The sequence below is a fragment of the Pseudomonas sp. EpS/L25 genome, from assembly GCF_001512295.1.
GTDB lineage: Bacteria > Pseudomonadota > Gammaproteobacteria > Pseudomonadales > Pseudomonadaceae > Chryseomonas.
Map to the genome: position 1 here is coordinate 1,099,387 of NZ_LNUP01000002.1, position 18,986 is coordinate 1,118,372.

Consider the following 18,986-nt stretch of genomic DNA (forward strand, 5'->3'; position numbering starts at 1 on the left):
TTACCACTCGTAAACCCGAGCGCGGGTCCGATCCGCTTCCTTAGCCCTTTGATTCGCTGGCGCTCACCCTACGGGCCAGCCGTTGGCTGTTACTCCCATTGGTCGTTGCGCCTGGTTTGGCTCTAGCTCGCGAGACTTTGCACAGGCTCTTACGCCTCATCGCCTGCCAGCTGCCTTTTCGCCGCTAATTCGTTAGGATGACAACCTTTCCGCTCCAACGGCCACGCCGTGGCTCTACCAAGACCTGCTCCCACGAGGGCGGGCTGCCTCGTTTTCCTCATTGCTGGTACTGCCTTCCATGAAAGCTTTGCAAAGCCGGGACGTCCTGGCCCTTGGATTCATGACGTTCGCGTTGTTCGTCGGCGCGGGCAACATCATCTTTCCCCCGATCGTCGGCCTGCAGGCCGGTGAGCATGTCTGGAGCGCAGCCCTGGGCTTCCTGCTGACCGCGGTCGGTCTGCCGGTGCTGACCCTGATCGCCCTGGCGCGAGTCGGCGGCGGCATGGATGCCCTGAGCAAGCCCCTCGGCCGCACGGCGGCCCGGGCGCTGGCCATCGTCTGCTATCTCTCGGTAGGACCGCTGTTCGCCACGCCGCGGACCGCGACCGTGTCCTTCGAGGTCGGCGTCGCGCCGCTGCTGGGCAACGGCCCGGTCCCGCTGTTCCTGTACAGCCTGGCCTACTTCCTGGTGGTGCTGCTGGTGTCTCTTTATCCGGGGCGACTGCTCGATACGGTGGGACGTTTCCTCGGGCCACTGAAGATCCTGGCGCTGGCGGTGCTGGGCGGTGCAGCGCTGTTCTGGCCGGCCGGCGGCCCGGCAACCGCGGCGCCCGAATACGCGTCGCGCGCGCTGTCCCAGGGGTTCGTCAACGGCTACCTGACCATGGATACCCTCGGCGCCCTGGTATTCGGCATCGTCATCGTCAACGCCATCCGCGCCCGGGGCGTGACCGCGCCCGAGCTGCTGACGCGCTACACTGTCATCGCCGGGCTGATCGCCGGGGTAGGCCTGGTACTGGTCTATCTGAGCCTGTTCCAGCTCGGCGCTGGCAGTGGCGCCCTGGTGCCGCACGCCGGCAATGGGGCCGAGGTCCTGCATGCCTATGTGCAGCACACCTTCGGCAGCGTCGGTAGTGACTTCCTCGCGGTGCTGATCACCCTGGCCTGCCTGGTGACGGCGGTGGGCCTGACCTGTGCCTGTGCGGAGTTCTTCAGTGAGTTCCTGCCGTTCAGCTATCGCAGCCTGGTGGTCCTGCTGGCCGCCTTCTCGCTGCTGGTGTCCAACCTGGGCCTCACCCAGCTGATCCAGGTCTCGGTACCCATCCTCACCGCCATCTATCCGCCCTGTATCGCCCTGGTGGTGCTGAGCTTCTTCAGCGCACGCTGGGTGGCGCCCGGGCGCATCATCGGTCCGGTACTGCTGGTGGCCCTGGCCTTCGGTATCCTCGATGGCCTGCAGGCCGCACACCTGACGGTGCCCTATCTGAATGCCGCGGTACTCTGGCTCCCCCTGGCCGACTCGGGGCTGGGCTGGCTGTTGCCAGCGGCAGGGGTAGGGCTCGTCGCCCTGGTTCTGGAAAGCCTGAGAAGCAAGGGGCCGGTGGAAGAGCCGGAAGTCGAGGGGCGCCCCTCGCGCTCCTGATTCCGGCTAGACACAAAAAAGCCCGCAACAGCGGGCTTTTTTCGTATCCGATCAGCTTACGGCTTGGGCTGGGTAGCCGGCGCGGTGCTGTTGGTGGTGCCGGTGGCCGGATTGACCGAGGTGGCTTCGCCTTTGGATTGCTCCTTGGCGGCCTCGTTGGCGGCTTCGTTGCGCTGCTCGGCAGCCTTGTTGCTCTGCTCAGCGGCTTTGTTCAGGTTTTCCTGGGCTTTCTGTTCGGTCTTGGCAGCATCCTGAGCCTTGTTTTCGGAAGGCTTGTCACAGGCGGCGAGGCCGAAGGCGGCAGTGAACAGCAGGGCAATAGCGAAGGGCTTTTTCATGTGTTTTCTCCTTATAGAACTACACGACAGCCCGTTCGAGCGCCGGGTCAAAAGTTAAGTTCCTCGCCTTGTCGCTTTGATCCGCAGAATTACGCGCGGCTTCACTAACGAAGGCAGGCGTCTACCTGGGGCTTCACGGCGTAGAGAGCGCCTTCGGCCTGGGTCCGACGCCTCACTGGCTCGTCGGTAGCAGCCCCTGGCCAAGGCTGAACGTCTTGACCTGCAAGCGGCAGCCGCCGCCACCCTCCCGGGGCTCGCCCAGCAGCGGAATGTCGGTCAGATAGTTGCCGGCGCCATCGATGGTGCAGCCCGCTACATCGGCCGGCGCTTCGCTGAAGCCCCACTTCAGGCCGCCGGACCACATGCAGACTTCCTGGCGCTCGTTCCGCCAGCGGGTACAGGGCTGCCCCTGGACCTCGGCTTCACCCAGCAAGGTCCAGCCAGCGGCCTGGTAGGTCAGCCGCGCCTGGTTACGGGTGCTGTCGTCGATGGCTTCGTAAAGACCATCCTTGTCCTCGATCTCGTCCTGGTCCTCGTGCGCTTCCAGCGTGATCAGGCAGGTGCTGCGGTCGTCGTCGCTAGTGGTGCCGAAGGTCCACTGGATCTGGCGCGCGACCTGGCGGCGGGCATCGATGGCAATGTCGACCTGGCCCTTGCCGAGCTTGGCTTCCTCATCAGCGGACAGTGCCCGAGTGGGCCAGCCGGCGCCCTGGCAGGCTTCGAGCTTCGCCCGATAGTTCTTGAGCACCATGTTTTCACCATTGGGAAGCGATTCCCAGGTGAGGACGACATGGAGAGCGGGCAGGGCGCTGATGGCGGCGTTGTTCGCCTGGGGCGCTTCGGCGGCTCGGGGAGCGGTCTTGGCTGGCTCCGCGGGCGGGTCGCAGGCCACCAGGGCCAGGGTGGTCGCGAGAAGCAGGGTGGTGGGCACGGAAGGCTGCGGCATGGTGGCTCCTGGGGCGGCTATCGAGCGGCACCATCGGCCGGTAGCCAGGCGAGCGCAATCGGTCAGATTCGCTATTGCCTTGCCGGGAAAGTTGGCTTATGCGCCGCTCGTGCGAGGCGCTGGACCCTTCGCGGCAGGAATGGGAAATGGGCCACGAACGGCAGCCTCCCGCCGGGCGCCAGGCTTGAAATACCGCTGGCAGCCCCCATCTCCGTGACATCGCCAGACCCACTGGTGCGTATCTATCGATAGCGGAGTTCGTAGCATGAGTGTGGAGACTCAAAAGGAAACCCTAGGCTTCCAGACCGAGGTGAAGCAGCTGCTTCACCTGATGATTCATTCGCTGTATTCCAATAAGGAAATCTTCCTGCGCGAATTGATTTCCAACGCCTCCGATGCGGCCGACAAGCTCAGATTCGAGGCGCTGTCCAAGCCCGAACTGCTCGAAGGCGGGGATACGCTGAAGATTCGCCTGAGCTTCGACAAGGAGGCCGGCACGGTCACCCTCGAAGACAACGGCATCGGCATGAGCCGGGAAGAGGTCATCGCCCACCTCGGCACCATCGCCAAGTCCGGCACCGCCGACTTCCTGAAGAACCTCAGCGGCGACCAGAAGAAGGATTCCAACCTTATCGGCCAGTTCGGTGTGGGCTTCTACTCGGCCTTTATCGTCGCCGACCAGGTCGACGTCTACACCCGTCGCGCCGGCCAGCCCGCCAGTGAGGGCGTGCACTGGTCGTCCAAGGGTGAAGGGGAGTTCGAGGTGGCCACCATCGACAAGGCCGAGCGCGGTACCCGCATCGTGCTGCACCTCAAGCCCGAGGAAACCGAATTCGCCGACGGCTGGCGCCTGCGCAACGTGGTCAAGAAGTACTCCGACCACATCGGCCTGCCCATCGAGCTGCCCAAGGAGCACCACGGCAGCGACGAGGAGCAGCCGGCCGAGACCGAATGGGAGACCGTCAACCGCGCCAGCGCACTCTGGACCCGTCCGCGTACCGAACTCAAGGACGAGGACTATCAGGAGTTCTACAAGCACGTCGGTCATGACTTCGAGAATCCCCTGACCTGGAGCCACAACAAGGTCGAGGGCAAGCTCGAGTACACCTCGCTGCTGTACGTGCCGGCCCGTGCGCCTTTCGATCTCTACCAGCGCGAAGCGCCCAAGGGCCTCAAGCTCTATGTGCAGCGCGTCTTCATCATGGACCAGGCCGACCAGTTCCTGCCGCTGTACCTGAGATTCATCAAGGGTGTGGTGGACTCCAACGACCTGTCGCTGAACGTCTCCCGCGAGATCCTGCAGAAGGATCCGGTGATCGACTCCATGAAGTCGGCCCTGACCAAGCGCGTGCTGGACATGCTGGAGAAGCTGGCCAAGAGCGAGCCGGAGAAGTACCAGTCGTTCTGGGGCCACTTCGGCCAGGTGCTCAAGGAAGGTCCGGCGGAAGACTTCGCCAATCGCGAGAAGATCGCCGGTCTGCTGCGCTTCGCCTCGACTCACAACAGCGATGATGCCCAGAACGTTTCCCTGGCCGACTACCTTGGCCGGATGAAGGAAGGCCAGGACAAGATCTACTACCTGACCGGCGAGAGCCACGCCCAGATCAAGAACAGCCCGCACCTGGAAGTCTTCCGCAAGAAGGGTGTCGAGGTGCTGCTGCTGACTGATCGCATCGACGAATGGCTGATGAGCTACCTCACGGAATTCGACGGCAAGCACTTCGTCGATGTCGCCCGTGGCGATCTGGATCTCGGCAAGCTGGATAGTGAAGAAGACAAGCAAGCCCAGGAAGAGGTCGCCAAGACCAAGGAAGGGTTGGTGGAACGCCTCAAGCAGGCCCTGGATGCCCAGGTCAGCGAGGTGCGTGTCTCCCATCGCCTGACCGACTCACCGGCGATCCTGGCCATCGGCGAGCAGGACCTCGGCCTGCAGATGCGCCGTATCCTGGAAGCCAGCGGCCAGAAGGCTCCGGATTCCAAGCCGATCTTCGAGATCAATCCGCAGCATCCGCTGATCGAGAAGCTCGATGGCGAGCCGGACGAGGAGCGTTTCGCCGACCTGTCGCACATCCTGTTCGATCAGGCTGCGCTGGCCGCGGGCGACAGCCTCAAGGACCCGGCCGCCTATGTCCGCCGGTTAAACAAACTGCTGGTGGAATTGTCCGCTTAAAGATGCAGAAGCCCGCTTAGGGCCTGTTCAAAGCCTCGCGAGCTAGAGACAAACAAGGCGAAAAGACCTGAGGAAGCGGAGTTTACGCAGGGTAAATGAGCATTCCGAAGGTCTTTTCAACGCCGTTTGGCCGACGCGCAGCAGGCTTTGAACAGGAGCTTAGGCGGGCTTCTCTCTTTTCATCCTCTGGAGGACCCCATGGTCGATGTCACTGTAAAACCCGTTTCCTACGAGATCGATGGCCAGACGTTCGAGAGCCATCTGGTGTATGCCACCAGCGGCACGCCCACCCGACCGGGCGTGCTGCTTGCGCCGAACTGGATGGGGGTTTCCCACGGCGCCGTGGAGCAGGCCAAGCGCCTGGCCGAGGCCGATGGCCTGGCCTATCTGGTGGTCGACTTCTATGGCCGTGATGTTCGTCCGCAGAATGCCGACGAAGCCCTGGCGGCCATGACGCCGATCCGCAGTGATCGCGCCCTGCTGCGCCAGCGCATGCAGGCAGCCTATGCCGCGCTGATCGCCCAGGCTGAAACCGCCGCGGTGGACGTCCACCAGATCGCCGCCATCGGCTTCTGCTTCGGTGGCTGCGCGGCCCTGGAACTGGCCCGCGATGGTGCGGCTCTGAGCGCCGTGGTGACCTTCCACGCCAATCTGGATACCCCGACGCCAGCCGATGCTGCCCGTATCACCGGTCCGGTGCTGATCCTGCACGGTGCCTCCGATCCGCTGGTGCCGGACGAGCAACTCACCGGTTTCCGCCAGGAGATGGATGCCGCTCAGGTGGATTGGCAACTGCTGAGCTATGGCGGCGCGGTACATTCCTTCACCGACCCCGAAGCCAATAACCCCGGCAAGCAGCAGTACCATCCCGTGGTGGCCAAGCGCGCCTTCCTGGCGATGCACAATCTGTTCGACGAGGTCTTCGCCCAGGGTTGAGCCTTGGTCTGATACAGCCGGAGCCGTTCCAGGATCCGGCAGGTATCAGCCCTGGATGACTTCCTGGGTGAAGTCCAGCGGTGCCCGGCAGCGCCGGCAGAGATAGCGACGTCCCTTGCGCACCAGGGCGTGACGTTGGGCGGTGAATTCGAAGCGACCATCCGGACAACTGCAGCGATACAGGTAGAGGGTGCGCGCCCGCTGCGGCAGTTCGTAGGTGTGGCAGCGATCCGGCGGCAGTCCGTAGACCCCTCGCATGATCAGTTGCCACTCTTCGCCGTGCGGACGGATGGCGCCACCGAACAGCTGGTGCGCCACCAGATGGGCCACCTCGTGGGCCACGGTCTGTTCGAGGAAGTGGTCAGGATTCTGCTGGTAGAGCAGCTTGTTGAATCTCAGTCGATTCTCGGTGAGATGGGCAACGCCTGCGCGCTGGCCGCGCAAGGCCATGCTGACGTCGGGACGAGGGAAGCGGCGTTTGAAGAAGGCCTCGGCCTGCCGATAGCAGTCTTCGACCCGGGCATGGAGTTGTTCAGGCATGGGTAACCTCTGGCGCGGCCGTCGATTATGCCGAAGCCCGTGCCTGTGCCCTAGCGTCCGCGGTCGGCTGATGACCGTAGTGGCGTCTTAGCGTATCCATGGCGGCATTGATGGCCTGCAGACGGCCGGTGCTGCCGCCATGGTCGGGATGATGTCGGCTGGCGAGTTGTCGATAGCGCCGGCGAATCTGGCCGTAGTCCGCCGAGCGGTCCAGACCAAGCAGACGCAGGGCCTCCAGCAGATCGGACTCGCCATTCACCAGCGCCCAGAAGTGATTGAGCAGATTGGCCACGTCTTCCGGCGTGGTGGTATCCAGCTGGCTGAGGTCCAGGTAATAGGCGCGCAGCGGGTCGGCCACCACCAGGCCGGGGCGGGCGCTGAGATAGGGCCGCAACTCGATGCGCAAGGCACTGATGACCAGCTCGGCGCGTTGTTCGGCACGCAATTCATCGCGCAGGAGATAGAGGGCGTTGAAGACGCGGAAGTGCAGCTGGAAGAGCTCGTAGTTGTCGGTGACCGGGCGCGGTGGCACGAAGGGCGAGCCGGATCTACGCAACGCCTGCAGCAGCTCGTATTCCGACAGGCAGGTCCCGGCGCGCAGCAACTCGCGATGTAGGGCCGCCTTCAGTTCCAGCGCCTCGTTCATGGTCGCTGGTCGCTCCCGGCTGACGTTCGGGGTAGGGCGCGGAGCGCTTTGCGCGTAAAATGCCGGCCTTTCGTTTTTTCCTTTCACGGATTCATCCATGGGCACCCTTTCGGTCAACCAGAACAAGCTGCAGAAACGCCTGCGCCGTCTCACCGGCGAAGCCATCGCCGACTACAACATGATCGAGGACGGCGACAAGGTGATGGTCTGTCTGTCCGGCGGCAAGGACAGCTACACCCTGCTCGACATGCTGCTCTATCTGCAGAAGGTCGCGCCGATCCGTTTCGAGATAGTGGCGGTCAACCTCGACCAGAAGCAGCCGGGCTTTCCTGAACACGTTTTACCTCAGTACCTGGCGGAGCTGGGGATCGAGTACCATATTCTGGAACGCGATACCTATTCCGTGGTGAAGGAGAAGATCCCGGAGGGCAAGACCACCTGCTCACTGTGCTCGCGCCTGCGCCGAGGCATTCTCTACACCTTCGCCGACGAGATCGGCGCCACGAAGATGGCGCTCGGCCATCATCGCGATGACATGGTAGAAACCTTCTTCCTCAATTTGTTCCATGGCGGCACGCTCAAGTCCATGCCACCCAAGCTGCGTGCCGACGATGGCCGCAACGTGGTGATCCGCCCGCTGGCCTATTGCAGCGAGAAGGACATCGAGGCCTATGCCGTGCTGCGCGAATTCCCCATCATTCCCTGCAACCTCTGCGGCTCCCAGGAAAACCTGCAGCGCAAGGTGGTCAAGGAGATGCTGCTGGAGTGGGAACGCAAGACCCCGGGTCGTACCGAGATCATGTTCCGTGCGTTGCAGAACGTGGTGCCGTCGCAACTGGCGGATCGCGAGCTGTTCGACTTCGCCAGCCTCAAGGTCGACGACAGCGCCACGCCGCGCTTCGTCCAGGTGATGAATCTCTGATGCGGGATTACGCCTGGCTGCTGGAATACTGTGTCAATAGATTCGGCTCACCGGCCGCCCTGGAGGCGCGCCTGCCGCAACCGGTGGACGCCGCTACCCTGAGGGGACTGGGCGATGATCGCTACCTGTCGCTGCTGACCCGGCGCATCTTCCGTGCCGGTCTCAAGCACAGCCTGGTGGACGCCAAGTGGCCGGCCTTTGAGGAGGTGTTCTTCGGCTTCGATCCGGAAAAGGTGGTGCTCATGGGCGGCGAGCGCCTGGAGCGGCTGATGCAGGACGCCCGGCTGATCCGGCACCTGGGCAAGCTGCGCAGCGTGCCGCTCAACGCCCAGATGATCCTCGACCTGCAGCGTACCCATGGCAGCTTCGGCGGTCTGCTGGCCGAGTGGCCTGAACAGGACATCGTCGGACTGTGGGAGCTGCTGACCAGGCGTGGCAACCAGCTGGGCGGCCTGTCGGCGCAGCGCTTCCTGCGCATGGCCGGCAAGGACACCTTCGTCGCCACCGATGACGTGGTGGCGGCGCTCAAGGCGCAGAACATCCTCGACAAGGCGCCCACCGCCAAGCGCGACCGGCAGAAGATGCAGGAAGCCTTCAACCTCTGGCGGGAACAGAGCGGGCGGCCGCTGTGCCAGCTGTCGGTGATGCTCGCCCACACGGTGAATCATTGATCGACGCCCTGACGCGGGCCCGGCGACTGCTCGAGCGCGCCGAGCGGGTGCTGTTCGTCACTGGGGCGGGGCTGTCCGCCGATTCCGGTCTGCCGACCTACCGCGGCCTGGGCGGGTTGTACAACGGTCTCACCGACGAAGGCTTCCCCATCGAGATGGCGCTGTCGGGCAGCATGCTGCGGCAGCGTCCCGAGATCTGCTGGCGCTATCTCGCTCAACTGGGGCGGGCCTGCGCCGCGGCGGCGCCCAATGCGGCGCACCAGGCGATCGCCGACTTCGGCCGACGTGAGGCCGGGAGCTGGGTACTGACCCAGAACATCGACGGTTTCCATCGCCGCTCGGGTTTTCCGCCTGAGCGGCTGATCGAGATCCATGGCCAGCTGGAGCCGCTGGCCTGCATGGCTTGCGCGCGGCCGGTGGCGGATGCCGGGGCCTGCCTGGCGGGATCGCTACCGCCGCGGTGTCCGGATTGTGACGGTATCCTGCGACCACCGGTGGTGCTGTTCGAGGAGGCGCTGCCGGGTGCCGAATTGCAGCGGTTGCAGGCGGCGGTGGATCAGGGTTTCGACCTGGTGATCGCGGTGGGCACGACAGCGGCCTTCGCCTACATCCAAGCGCCGGTGGGGCGGACCCTGGCTCAGGGCGGGGACCTCATCGAGGTCAATCCCGACCGCTCGGCGCTGAGCGGCCTGGCGACCGTTCAGGTGAGAAAAAGGGCCGTAGACGTCCTTCCTCGGCTTTTGAGTCACATCAACGGCTAAAAAAACTTGCCAACTGTGACTCAGGTCGGCAAGGTGTCGAAACTTTGAAAAAACGACACGGTCGTGCCCATGCCAAGGAATCGCCTCGCACCCCTCGTGCCCCTGACGCTGGTCTGCCTGCTCGCCGCTTGCGCGAGTGCCCCGCAGCCCTCCGACGCCGTCGTTGACCAAGCTCGTTCCACCGCCTCGCAGCCTCTGCAGACCGCCGCGCTGCATGGCTCGCTCGGCACTTCGACCGGCCTGGAGCCGGCGGCCACGGAAGCCGAAGGTGCGCAGCCACGCCCGCCGTTCCCCCACAGCCATTCGCCGCGTCAGCTCGACTGGGATCGTGAGATCGGCCCACGCCAGGCACTGCCGAATCTGGCGGATCAGATTCTCAACCGCGCCACCCAACTGGTCGGTACGCCCTATCGCAAGGGTGGCAGCACCCTGGCCGGTTTCGATTGCAGTGGCTTCGTCAATTACGTATTCCGCGAGCGGGCCGGCATGAAGCTGCCGCGTTCCACGCGCGAAATCATCGACCTCCAGGTACCGGTAGTCAGCAAGAACGATCTGGAACCCGGCGATCTGTTGCTGTTCAATAGCAACGGCCGTGGCCGGGTCAGTCACACTGGTATCTACATGGGCGAAGGCAAGTTCATCCATTCCTCCAGCCGTCGAAGCGGGGGAGTGCGGGTGGACAGCCTGGACGACCAGTACTGGAAGGTGAGTTTCCTGGAAGGCAAGCGCGTACTGCGCTGAGGTTTACTGTCGCGATGTTCGCCCGGTAGGCCGCGAGGACCCGTTGGTGCTGCGTGGCAGGCCGACGGCGATCGATGGACAACTAAGGATCTCATCCATGCCGCAGGCGGCTCGCCTAGGATTGTATTGCGTCTTTCTGCTACTGGCCGCCTGCGCCGGTAGCCCGCCCCAGCCCGCGGCGCCGATCGCGCCGGTGGTCTCCCGTCCGCTGCTCGAAAGCCAGGCCCAGGCGGCCAACGACGTGCTCTTCCGGGCCATCGGCCTGGTCGGGACGCCCTATCGCTATGGCGGCAACACCCCGGCCGGCGGCTTCGACTGCAGCGGCCTGATCGGCTATGTCTACCGCGACGCGGCGGGTGTCACCCTGCCGCGCTCGACCCGTGAGATGATCACCCTGGGCTCGCCCAACGTGGCGCGCAACGCCCTGCAGCCGGGCGATCTGGTGTTCTTCGCCACGGCGGGCGGACGCGAAGTGAGCCACGCCGGCATCTACGTGGGCGAGGGGCGCTTCGTCCATGCGCCGCGTACGGGCGGTACGGTGCGGCTGGACAGCCTGGCCAAGCCCTACTGGCAGAAGAGCTATCTGCAGGCCAAGCGGGTGCTGGTCACGCCGAGTCTCGCCGGCGGCTATTGAACCCCGTTCCGCCCGGGTCGCTCGAATGAGCATCCAGCCCGAGCGGAGCCCAGCATGCCCCAGGCGATACGTCTGCCGCCCCAGCCGGCTCGTTGCGAGCTGTGCGGTCGGGCGGCGCCGCTCACCCGCCATCACCTGATCCCTCGCTCGCTGCACGACAAGGCCTACGTGCGCAAGAGATTCGACCGCGTCAGCCGCATCACCGCCACCCTCTGGGTCTGCCGGCCCTGCCACAACCACATCCATCAGACCTTCGACGAAAAGACCCTGGCGCTGGAATACAACAGTCGCGAGCTGCTGCTGAGCGACGCCCGCATTCGCCAGTTCGTCGACTGGCTGGCGGCCAAGCCCGATGGCTTCGTGCCCAAGCGCTAGATAATACCACCCCTATGGATTGGGCCATGGCCCTGTCCCGTCCTGCTCGGTGTTTGCGCCGCGCCGCGCGGCGCTCGCGGGCGGACAGTCGCAGGAGCGAGATGCCAGGCCTCCAGGCGGGTACCTGGAGGGAGAGCATCGCCTGGGTTTGTAAAGTCTGACCTCACGGCCTATGCGCAAACTGTCGCCTGCATCTCACCTCCGGGCTCGAGTACCGCAGGCGGCTGGCTCGCCGATTAGGATGGGGGAAAACCAGACGGAATCGGGTACCCGGTTCGCGCTCAGAAGGAAAGCCGATGAGATCCCTTGCCCTGTCGTGCCTGGCAGGGGCCCTGTTTCTGTCTATAGTCAGCCTGGCGCGGGCGGACGAGACGACGTTGGCGCGTGGTGAGTACCTTACCCGCCAGGGCAATTGCCAGGGCTGTCATACCCGGCCCGACGGTGCGCCCTTCGCCGGTGGGGTCGCCTTCGACACCCCCTTTGGCCGGCTCTATTCGAGCAATATCACCCCGGATCGGCAGCAGGGATTGGGTGACTGGACGGTAGAGGAGTTTCGCCGTGCGTTGCAGGAAGGCTTCGGCCGGAATGGCGAGCAGCTCTATCCGGCCTTTCCCTATACGGCCTATACCCGCCTGAGCGATGAGGATGTGGCGGCCATCTTCGCCTTCCTGCGGGTGCAGCGGCCGGTAACCTATGCGCCGCCAGCCAATGCCTTGCGCTTTCCCTTCGATCAGCGCGCGCTGATCCGCGGCTGGAAATGGTTGAATTTCACACCGGGTCCGCTGCCCGCCCTGGCGGATGCCAAGGTGGCGCGCGGTGCCTACCTGGCCGAGGCGGTCGGACATTGCCAGGAGTGCCATACGCCGCGCACCTGGAGCCAGGGCCTGGACAGAGATCGCGCCTATGCCGGGGCGACCCAGCAGGGCTGGACCGCCTGGAATCTCACCAGCGATCAGCGCGGCCTCGGTGGCTGGAGCGACGCCAAGCTCTCGAGTTACCTGCGCGAAGGCCATCAGCGGGGCGAGGCGGTGGCGGCGGGGCCCATGGCCGAGGTGGTGAGTGGCGGTACCCGCTATCTGAGCGATGCCGATCTCGGCGCCCTGGTCGCCTACCTGCGAACGCTGCCGGCCAAGCCCGGCGCGGTGCCGGCGCGCGCCGAGGTACAGCCGCTCGGGGAGGGCGGATCACTCAGCGCTGCCGAGGTGGAAAGCGCCGCCCTGTTGCAGTCGGCCTGTGCCAGTTGCCATGCGCCAGACGACCAGGGACCGGCGGGGCCCTATCCAAGATCCTTCGGCAACTATTCGGCAGTGCGCGACCCGGCGGGGACCAACCTGGTGCGGGTGCTGCTCGACGGGATCGACCGTCAGGGTCGCACCGAGCATGCCTTCATGCCGGCCTATCGCGATCTGCTCAGTGACCAGCAGCTCGCCGACCTGGCCAACTACATCGGCCGCCACTTCGGCGGCCAGGCTGCCGACGTCCGTCCCGCGGATGTGGCGGCGGCGCGGGAACGGGAGAAATAGCGGTGGCGACCATCGAACTCAGGGTCAACGGCGAGACACGTCAACTCGATGTCGATCCGCGCATGCCCCTGCTGGAAGCCCTGCGTGACGAGCTGGGGCTCAAGGGGCCTAAATTCGGCTGCGGCCTGGGCGAATGCGGTGCCTGCACGGTGCTGGCGGATGGCAAGCCGGTGCGCGCCTGCCTGTTGCCTGCCACCTCTTTCGTTGGGCGGGAGTTGCTCACCTTGGAAGGTTTGGGGACACCGGAAGCGCCCCATGCGCTGCAGCAGGCCTTCATCGAGGAGCAGGCGGCCCAGTGCGGCTATTGCATCCCGGGCATGGCGATGACCGCCCGGGCCTTGCTCGAACGAGTCCCCGAGCCGAGCGATACCCAGATTCGCCAGGCGCTGTCGGCCAACTTCTGCGGTTGCGGCACGCACTATCGCATCCTGAGGGCGGTCAAGCGGGCGGCGCTGCTCTTGCGCGACAGGAAGGACCCCGCATGAGGCTGTCGCGCCGGCGCTTTCTCGGCGGCAGCGCCGTGCTGCTGCTGGGTTTCAGTCTGCAACGGCCGGTCGCTGCTCAGATACTGCCTGCGCCCAGCGATGCCGCCAGCCTGGGCAAGACCCTCGACGAGCGTCAGCTGGACGCCTGGCTGGCGGTGGACGCCCAGGGCCAGGTTACCGTCTACAGCGGCAAGGTGGAGCTGGGCACCGGGGTCAGCACGGCGCTACGGCAGATCGTGGCCGAGGAGCTGTGCGTCGCCTTCGCGGCCACCCGCTTGATCCAGGGCGATACCCGCCTGACCCCCGATCAGGGCATCACCGCGGGCAGCAAGAGTCTGCAGGTGGGGGGCGCCCAGCTGCGCAAGGCCGCGGCCAGCGCCCGGCAGTTCCTGTTCCTGGAGGGCTCACGTCGGCTGGGACTGGACCTGGCGGTGGTGGATACGGTGGACGGGCGTGTGGTGTATCGCGGCGATCCCACTGGGCGCTTCGTCAGCTATGGCGAACTGGTCGGTGGGCGGCCCTTGGGACGGCTGGTCAACCAGGCCGTGCGGACCCGCGCCGTGAAGGATTATCGCCTGGTCGGCACTTCGGTGCCGCGCGAGGATATCCCCGCCAAGCTGTTCGGCACCTTCGACTACGTCCATGACCTGCGCCTGCCCGGCATGCTGCAAGGCTGTGTGGTGCGACCGCCGTGCACCGGCTCGGCGCGCCTGGCGGGGGTGAGCATTCGTGGTCTCGACGCCAGCGCGCTGCCCGCCGGGGCGCAATTGGTCTACGAGGGCGCCTTCGTCGCGGTGCTGGCGGAACAGCCGTGGCTGGCGCGGCAGGGGGCGGCAGCATTGCGGGTGGATTGGAGCCTGGTGCCGGACATGCCGCTACCGGGCGAGCTCTATGGGCATCTGGAAGCCAAAGGTGGCCCGGCGGACGTCCAGCAGGAGGTGGGCGACGTCGAGCAGGAGCTGCAGAACGCGGCGCAGCGGCTGACGGCGGAGTACCGCTGGCCCTACCAGAACCACGACTCCATCGGCCCCTCCTGTGCGGTCGCGGACGTGCGCGCCGACGGTGCCACCGTCTGGAGCGGCACCCAGGGCGTCTATCAGCTGCGCGCGGCGTTGGCCGAACTCCTGCGGCTGCCGGAAGACAGCATCCACGTCATCTACCAGCAGGCCTCAGGTTGCTACGGTCACAATGGTGCGGACGACGCGGCGGCCGATGCGGCGCTGCTGTCCAAACTGTGCGGTCGCCCGGTGCGGGTGCAGTGGAGTCGCGCCGACGAGCATGGCTGGAATCCAAAGGGCCCGGCGATGCTGATGCGCCTGGCCGGTGGCCTGAGCGCCGCAGGCGATCTGCTCGCCTGGCGCTTCGCCAACTGGACGCCTACCCATCTGACCCGGCCGAATGGCCAGACCGGCGCGGCAGCGCTGCTCGCCGGGCAACTGGCCTACAACCTGCCGCTCAAGGGGGGTCGTGGTGGTGGCAACCGCAATGCGCCGCTGGACTACGACCTGGTCAACGTCCAGGTGGCGACCCACTGGCTGGAGGCTGGCGATTCGCCGCTACGGCCCTCGGCCCTGCGTGCCCTGGGAGCGGTCGGCAATACCTTCGCCAACGAATCCTTCATGGACGAGCTGGCGTTGGCCGCGGGCGTCGATCCCCTCGAATTCCGCCTGCGCTATCTGCAGGACCCGCGGGCGCGGGCGGTGCTGCAGGCCGCCACGGCCAAGGCCGGTTGGCAACCGGCGCCGGCGCGCAAGTCCGCCTGGGACGGCACTTCCGCAACCGGACAGGGCCTGGCTTTCCTGCACTACGAAAACGAGAACGCCTATGTGGCGGCGGTGGTGGAGGTGGCGGTGAGTCGGCCAGCCGGTATCCGCGTCACCCGGGTGGTGGTGGCCCATGATTGCGGGCTGATCGTGAATCCCGATGGCCTGCGCAACCAGTTGGAAGGCTGCGTGGTGCAGGGCATCGCCCGCACCCTCAAGCAGGCGGTGCAGTACGATCATCAGGGGGTGACCAGCCTGGAGTGGGGCGCCTATCCACCGCTGACCTTCAGCGAGTTGCCCGAGCTGGAACTGGAATTGCTCGACCGCCCGGGAGAGCCCTCGGTAGGCGCCGGGGAGGCCACCACGGCGGCGATCCCGGCGGCCATCGCCAACGCGGTAGCTGCCGCGACCGGCGTGCGTCTGCGCGAGGTACCCCTGACCCGGGCGCGCCTGCTCGCGGCGCTGGCCGACAGCTAGTGTGGTGTTTCAGACGTTCGCGCAAGAATTGGCGAGTGATTTTTTTGGCGGTTCGGCGTTCCGACTGGGCCAGGCGCCGCGACGAGTCATAGCAGGGCTATGGCGAGGAGTGGCAACGCCGCCTAGGCCGAAAAAGCGCCGCCAAAATTGTGTAGATAACGTCTGAAACACCACACTAGGCGCGTCTGAGCCGCTGCTTGAAGAGCAGCACCCCGCCCGCGCCCAGCAAGGCCACCACGCCGGCGCCGATCCACAGCGTTTCGTTGCCGGCGAAGCTGAAGTGGTCGACGCCCTTGGCTGCCAGATACCCCGGCGCCATCATCAGCGGCGCCCAGACGATGGCCGAGAGCACGTTGGCCGACTGGAAGCGCAGCTGGTTCATGGCCATCATCCCGGCCACCAGGGGCACGGTGTTGCGGATCATGGTCAGGAAGCGCCCGCCAAATACCGCGAAGAAGCCATAGCGCCGGAAGAACAACCGGGTCCTGGCCACCTGCTTGCGATAGCGGCGGAACGGCGGGCGGTGGACGATGCTGGGACCGAGCCAGCGCCCGATGATGTAGGAGCAGATGTCGCCGACGATGGCGCCGATGATGGCGGCCAGCACCAGAGGTAACGGCGCCAGCACGCCCGAACCGGCCAGCCCCCCGACGACCAGCATGAGTGCCGTAGCCGGGATGAAGACGCCGAGCAGCACGAGGGACTCGCCAAAGGCGAGCAGACCGACGATCAGCGGCGCCCAGGCCTGGTGGGTTTCGATGAAATCGAGCAGCGATTGAGTCAAGGATTCCATGGGTGGCCTCTCCTGCCGAAAGTCTAAGAGTCTGCTCATAAGCTGCTGCGCGTCGGCCAAGCCGCGTTGAAAAGCCCCTGGGCCGCCAGCCCGGCCTGGGCTGCCCCGTCGGAATGCTCATGTACCGCACGTAAACTCGAGCGCGAGTCCGATCCGCTTCTTCAGCCTTTGATTCGCTGGCGCTCACCCTACGGGCCAGCCGTTGGCTGTTACTCCCGTTGGTCGTTGCGCGTTGTTTGGCTGTAGCTCGCGAGCTTATGAATAGTCTCTAAGACTACGTGGCGCCTGGAGTCTGCCAGCCGTTTCAACAGCTTGAATCAATTTCCATTGCTGAAAGTGCGTAGGGGCCCGCAATAGACGGGCCCAGGCAAGTCCCTTAGGTCGCGGCCAAGGCGTCTTTGGCCGCCTGCCAGTGCAATTCGTGGCGTTCGCCGACCACGAAGCGGTCGCCCTGGAAATCCCAGCGCTCCACGTCCACGGTCTTTTCCGCGCCGTCACCGACCAGCAGGCGATTGAAGGAGTTGGGCGAGGTGCCGCGTACGCGGGAAGAGAGGGCGGTGCCGGCCTGGACGATCCAGACCTCGCGGGGCAGAGCGGGATACTGGCGGCTCAGCGGCAGGACATAGGGCAGGTGGATGTGCCCACCCATCACCAGGTCCAGTCCGGCATCGGCCCAGGTGGCCAGGGCCTGGTCGGCGTTGTGCTGCAGGTTGCTCAGGTCGCTGAGTTCGAGGGCGCCGAAGGGCTGATGGGCAATGACGATGCGCAGCTTGGCAGGTCCAGCCCGGCGCAGGCGTTCGGCCACGCGCTCGATCTGCTCAGGGCTCACCGCGCCGTCCTTGTGGCGTTGCGGGGCGGTGGTGTTGAGGCCGACCAGCAGCAGCTCGTCGCTTTCGAAGCTGGGTTCGAGGTCGTCGCCGAAATGCCGGCGATAGTTGCCGTAGGGGGCGAGGAAACGGGCGAAGACGTTGTACAGCGGCAGGTCGTGATTGCCCGGGATCACCAGGGTACGGGGAATGCCGTAGCCTTCCAGGCGTTCGACGAAGGTCCTGGCGGCGGCGAATTGCTCGCGGCGGGCGCGTTGGGTGATGTCCCCGGAGAGAATGAGGACATCGGCGCCGTGTTCGCGGACATGGGCCTCCAGGGCCGCGACCACAGCGGGTTGCTCGGTGCCGAAGTGGGTATCGGAGATTTGCAGGAGGGTCGTCATGAGGACCTGGTTTCCAACGGATTCCCCTTTACGACCGCAACGGACGCCAAGCTATCCGGCGAGGGTCGCCTAGAGGCTGTTCCAAGGCTCGCGAGCTGGAGCCAAACAAGGCCTAGGCGGCCCCGCGAAAATAGCCGAGGAAGCGGAGTTTGAGCATTCCGAAGCTATTTTCAACGCCGTTTGGCCGACGCGCAGCAGCCTTGGATAGTCTCTTAGACTTCGCCGTCGTGGTGCCAGGCGTCATGCAGCTCGGAGGCGCTGGCTTCACCGACCTCGGCGCGGGCCTTCAGCCAATCCAGCAGCGCGGTACGGTCTTCCGCGGTGGGCGAGGTGTAACGCTTGTTGGCCATGATGGTGCCTTCGACCCAGGCGTTGTCGAAGCCGCCGATGTAGTCCAGCTTGCGCTCTTCGACGTAGTCGATGAAGTCGCCCAGGAAGGTGTCCAGATCGTCTTCGCTGAGCTCGTTCTTGAAGCTCACCTTGATTTCAAAGGCCAGTTCCTGGAATTCGCCCAGGTACTGCTTCTTGCGCAGGCGACGCTTCATGCGGCTCAAACGGGGATCTTGGTTGGTATCGGTCATGGCGAAGGCCTGGATGTCGATGAAAGGGCGGGCATTATCCCTGGCGTTGGTGCGTAATGCCAATGCCGACCGCTTCAGCGGCAGGTCGGCAGGCACCTTTTGGCTGCGACCAGAACGCGCACCATCAGGTTGAGCGCGCTCAGGCCGCCATGGCCGCGCAGGCATCGGCGCAGGCTTCGCAAGCCCGGGCGCAGGCCTGGCAGTGATCGGCCTTGTGCTTGCCGCATTCGGCAGCGCAGGCGCGGCAGGTGGCCAGGCACAGGGCGCAGACTTCGGCGATGCGGTCGCTATTGCGCTGCATGAAGGTGGCGGCCAGGCGGCAGGCATCGGCGCAGTCGCGGTCCAGGCGGACACAGTCGCGCATCATGTCCAGGTTGGCTTCGCCCAGGCAGGCGCTGGCACAGGTTTCACAGGCGGCGGCACAGTCGAGGCAGGCCTTGATGCAGGCAGCGAGGGTGGAATCGGTCATCCGGTATCTCCTGGCGTGGGGTGCCTAGGGTGGACCCGGTCGCCAGGCGCCGAGTTCGGCTGGTGTGATCGATTGACGCTCTCCTGGCTAGTCCGTACCCTGCGCCCTTGCACGTGGTGCCCCGCTTGAGCCGGGGTGAAACAGGGAAGCCGGTCGAGCCGGCGCTGCCCCCGCAACGGTAGTTGAGTAGTGGCTGCGCGACACCCACTGGCCTCGGTCGGGAAGGGGCGCAGCGGATGCCCCCCAGGGTATCGACTCACCAGCCCGGAGACCGGCCACGCTTGCGTTCATCTCGGCGATGCGGAGGGCGTCGCGCGGCGTCGTCACCTGCCTTGTGCGGGGGCGTCTCTGCCCGTTTCTCCG

Annotated in this window: 20 protein-coding genes and 1 riboswitch; of the genes, 12 read left to right on the plus strand and 8 right to left on the minus strand. The window is 65.4% G+C overall.

Going from position 1 to position 18,986, the window contains the following annotated elements; translation table 11 throughout:
• The first annotated feature begins 298 nt into the window (after positions 1-298).
• Positions 299-1,642 carry a branched-chain amino acid transport system II carrier protein gene (brnQ, locus tag AR540_RS06140; protein ID WP_059227973.1) on the plus strand — a complete coding sequence of 448 codons (1,344 nt, stop codon included), beginning with the start codon at positions 299-301 and terminating at the stop codon, positions 1,640-1,642.
• 56 nt (positions 1,643-1,698) lie between these two features.
• On the opposite strand, the gene AR540_RS06145 is transcribed toward brnQ, so the two are convergent.
• Together AR540_RS06145 and AR540_RS06150 are read right to left on the minus strand one after the other, a co-directional pair.
• Positions 1,699-1,980 (minus strand): hypothetical protein, encoded by a 282-nt coding sequence (locus AR540_RS06145; protein WP_059226991.1) that lies wholly within the window; start codon positions 1,978-1,980, stop codon positions 1,699-1,701.
• Between the two features lie 172 nt (positions 1,981-2,152).
• The gene (locus tag AR540_RS06150) at positions 2,153-2,926 is read right to left on the minus strand and encodes a hypothetical protein (protein WP_201786100.1); all 774 of its coding nucleotides are present in this window, start codon (positions 2,924-2,926) and stop codon (positions 2,153-2,155) included.
• 265 nt (positions 2,927-3,191) lie between these two features.
• Between AR540_RS06150 and htpG the strand changes: the two genes are divergently transcribed.
• Both htpG and AR540_RS06160 read left to right on the plus strand, forming a co-directional pair.
• On the plus strand, positions 3,192-5,096 hold the full coding sequence (gene htpG / locus AR540_RS06155) for a molecular chaperone HtpG (RefSeq protein WP_059226992.1): 1,905 nt from the start codon (positions 3,192-3,194) through the stop codon (positions 5,094-5,096).
• 198 nt (positions 5,097-5,294) lie between these two features.
• Positions 5,295-6,032 (plus strand): dienelactone hydrolase family protein, encoded by a 738-nt coding sequence (locus tag AR540_RS06160; RefSeq protein ID WP_059226994.1) that lies wholly within the window; start codon positions 5,295-5,297, stop codon positions 6,030-6,032.
• Positions 6,033-6,077: 45 nt separating this feature from the next.
• On the opposite strand, the gene AR540_RS06165 is transcribed toward AR540_RS06160, so the two are convergent.
• Positions 6,078-6,644, minus strand: a complete 567-nt coding sequence (locus AR540_RS06165; RefSeq protein ID WP_269085521.1) for a SprT family zinc-dependent metalloprotease — start codon at positions 6,642-6,644, stop codon at positions 6,078-6,080.
• Positions 6,598-7,218 (minus strand): DNA-J related domain-containing protein, encoded by a 621-nt coding sequence (locus AR540_RS06170; protein ID WP_059226998.1) that lies wholly within the window; start codon positions 7,216-7,218, stop codon positions 6,598-6,600. The genes AR540_RS06165 and AR540_RS06170 overlap by 47 nt, the downstream gene beginning before the upstream one ends.
• A 97-nt stretch (positions 7,219-7,315) precedes the next feature.
• Between AR540_RS06170 and ttcA the strand changes: the two genes are divergently transcribed.
• The 9 genes from ttcA (at position 7,316) to AR540_RS06215 (ending at position 15,570) form a co-directional block, all read left to right on the plus strand.
• Entirely contained in the window at positions 7,316-8,140 is an 825-nt protein-coding gene (gene ttcA, locus AR540_RS06175) for a tRNA 2-thiocytidine(32) synthetase TtcA (RefSeq protein WP_059227000.1), read from the plus strand.
• Positions 8,140-8,811, plus strand: a complete 672-nt coding sequence (locus AR540_RS06180) for a DNA-3-methyladenine glycosylase I (RefSeq protein WP_059227002.1) — start codon at positions 8,140-8,142, stop codon at positions 8,809-8,811. Before ttcA ends, AR540_RS06180 begins: the two co-directional genes overlap by 1 nt.
• Positions 8,808-9,572, plus strand: a complete 765-nt coding sequence (locus tag AR540_RS06185) for an SIR2 family NAD-dependent protein deacylase (protein WP_059227003.1) — start codon at positions 8,808-8,810, stop codon at positions 9,570-9,572. Before AR540_RS06180 ends, AR540_RS06185 begins: the two co-directional genes overlap by 4 nt.
• A 69-nt stretch (positions 9,573-9,641) precedes the next feature.
• Positions 9,642-10,313 carry a C40 family peptidase gene (locus AR540_RS06190; protein WP_059227005.1) on the plus strand — a complete coding sequence of 224 codons (672 nt, stop codon included), beginning with the start codon at positions 9,642-9,644 and terminating at the stop codon, positions 10,311-10,313.
• 97 nt (positions 10,314-10,410) lie between these two features.
• A complete protein-coding gene (locus AR540_RS06195) occupies positions 10,411-10,947 on the plus strand; it encodes a C40 family peptidase (protein WP_059227007.1) in 537 nt (178 codons plus the stop codon).
• A gap of 54 nt (positions 10,948-11,001) precedes the next feature.
• The gene (locus tag AR540_RS06200) at positions 11,002-11,322 is read left to right on the plus strand and encodes a hypothetical protein (RefSeq protein WP_007159236.1); all 321 of its coding nucleotides are present in this window, start codon (positions 11,002-11,004) and stop codon (positions 11,320-11,322) included.
• A 296-nt stretch (positions 11,323-11,618) separates the two neighbouring features.
• On the plus strand, positions 11,619-12,845 hold the full coding sequence (locus tag AR540_RS06205) for a c-type cytochrome (RefSeq protein WP_059227010.1): 1,227 nt from the start codon (positions 11,619-11,621) through the stop codon (positions 12,843-12,845).
• A gap of 2 nt (positions 12,846-12,847) precedes the next feature.
• The gene (locus tag AR540_RS06210) at positions 12,848-13,330 is read left to right on the plus strand and encodes a (2Fe-2S)-binding protein (RefSeq protein WP_059227012.1); all 483 of its coding nucleotides are present in this window, start codon (positions 12,848-12,850) and stop codon (positions 13,328-13,330) included.
• On the plus strand, positions 13,327-15,570 hold the full coding sequence (locus AR540_RS06215; RefSeq protein ID WP_059227014.1) for a xanthine dehydrogenase family protein molybdopterin-binding subunit: 2,244 nt from the start codon (positions 13,327-13,329) through the stop codon (positions 15,568-15,570). Before AR540_RS06210 ends, AR540_RS06215 begins: the two co-directional genes overlap by 4 nt.
• 175 nt (positions 15,571-15,745) lie before the next feature.
• On the opposite strand, the gene AR540_RS06220 is transcribed toward AR540_RS06215, so the two are convergent.
• The 4 genes from AR540_RS06220 to AR540_RS06235 form a co-directional block, all read right to left on the minus strand.
• A complete protein-coding gene (locus AR540_RS06220) occupies positions 15,746-16,363 on the minus strand; it encodes a DedA family protein (RefSeq protein ID WP_059227016.1) in 618 nt (205 codons plus the stop codon).
• 376 nt (positions 16,364-16,739) lie between these two features.
• Positions 16,740-17,573 (minus strand): metallophosphoesterase family protein, encoded by an 834-nt coding sequence (locus AR540_RS06225; protein ID WP_059227019.1) that lies wholly within the window; start codon positions 17,571-17,573, stop codon positions 16,740-16,742.
• Between the two features lie 212 nt (positions 17,574-17,785).
• The gene (locus AR540_RS06230; protein WP_059227978.1) at positions 17,786-18,154 is read right to left on the minus strand and encodes a YggL family protein; all 369 of its coding nucleotides are present in this window, start codon (positions 18,152-18,154) and stop codon (positions 17,786-17,788) included.
• Positions 18,155-18,293: 139 nt separating this feature from the next.
• The gene (locus tag AR540_RS06235; protein WP_059227021.1) at positions 18,294-18,623 is read right to left on the minus strand and encodes a four-helix bundle copper-binding protein; all 330 of its coding nucleotides are present in this window, start codon (positions 18,621-18,623) and stop codon (positions 18,294-18,296) included.
• Between the two features lie 97 nt (positions 18,624-18,720).
• A riboswitch (cobalamin riboswitch) is annotated at positions 18,721-18,917 on the plus strand.
• Positions 18,918-18,986 lie beyond the last annotated feature (69 nt).

Excerpts from the sequence above, each read along its gene's own strand:
- AR540_RS06230 (WP_059227978.1), bottom strand. The coding sequence starts at position 18,154 with ATGACCGATACCAACCAAGATCCCCGTTTGAGCCGCATGAAGCGTCGC.
- brnQ (WP_059227973.1), top strand. The coding sequence starts at position 299 with ATGAAAGCTTTGCAAAGCCGGGACGTCCTGGCCCTTGGATTCATGACG.
- AR540_RS06215 (WP_059227014.1), top strand. The coding sequence starts at position 13,327 with ATGAGGCTGTCGCGCCGGCGCTTTCTCGGCGGCAGCGCCGTGCTGCTG.
- AR540_RS06220 (WP_059227016.1), bottom strand. The coding sequence starts at position 16,363 with ATGGAATCCTTGACTCAATCGCTGCTCGATTTCATCGAAACCCACCAG.
- AR540_RS06150 (WP_201786100.1), bottom strand. The coding sequence starts at position 2,926 with ATGCCGCAGCCTTCCGTGCCCACCACCCTGCTTCTCGCGACCACCCTG.
- AR540_RS06170 (WP_059226998.1), bottom strand. The coding sequence starts at position 7,218 with ATGAACGAGGCGCTGGAACTGAAGGCGGCCCTACATCGCGAGTTGCTG.
- ttcA (WP_059227000.1), top strand. The coding sequence starts at position 7,316 with ATGGGCACCCTTTCGGTCAACCAGAACAAGCTGCAGAAACGCCTGCGC.
- AR540_RS06145 (WP_059226991.1), bottom strand. The coding sequence starts at position 1,980 with ATGAAAAAGCCCTTCGCTATTGCCCTGCTGTTCACTGCCGCCTTCGGC.
- AR540_RS06190 (WP_059227005.1), top strand. The coding sequence starts at position 9,642 with ATGCCAAGGAATCGCCTCGCACCCCTCGTGCCCCTGACGCTGGTCTGC.
- AR540_RS06160 (WP_059226994.1), top strand. The coding sequence starts at position 5,295 with ATGGTCGATGTCACTGTAAAACCCGTTTCCTACGAGATCGATGGCCAG.
- AR540_RS06180 (WP_059227002.1), top strand. The coding sequence starts at position 8,140 with ATGCGGGATTACGCCTGGCTGCTGGAATACTGTGTCAATAGATTCGGC.
- AR540_RS06225 (WP_059227019.1), bottom strand. The coding sequence starts at position 17,573 with ATGACGACCCTCCTGCAAATCTCCGATACCCACTTCGGCACCGAGCAA.
- AR540_RS06195 (WP_059227007.1), top strand. The coding sequence starts at position 10,411 with ATGCCGCAGGCGGCTCGCCTAGGATTGTATTGCGTCTTTCTGCTACTG.
- AR540_RS06235 (WP_059227021.1), bottom strand. The coding sequence starts at position 18,623 with ATGACCGATTCCACCCTCGCTGCCTGCATCAAGGCCTGCCTCGACTGT.
- AR540_RS06200 (WP_007159236.1), top strand. The coding sequence starts at position 11,002 with ATGCCCCAGGCGATACGTCTGCCGCCCCAGCCGGCTCGTTGCGAGCTG.
- htpG (WP_059226992.1), top strand. The coding sequence starts at position 3,192 with ATGAGTGTGGAGACTCAAAAGGAAACCCTAGGCTTCCAGACCGAGGTG.
- AR540_RS06205 (WP_059227010.1), top strand. The coding sequence starts at position 11,619 with ATGAGATCCCTTGCCCTGTCGTGCCTGGCAGGGGCCCTGTTTCTGTCT.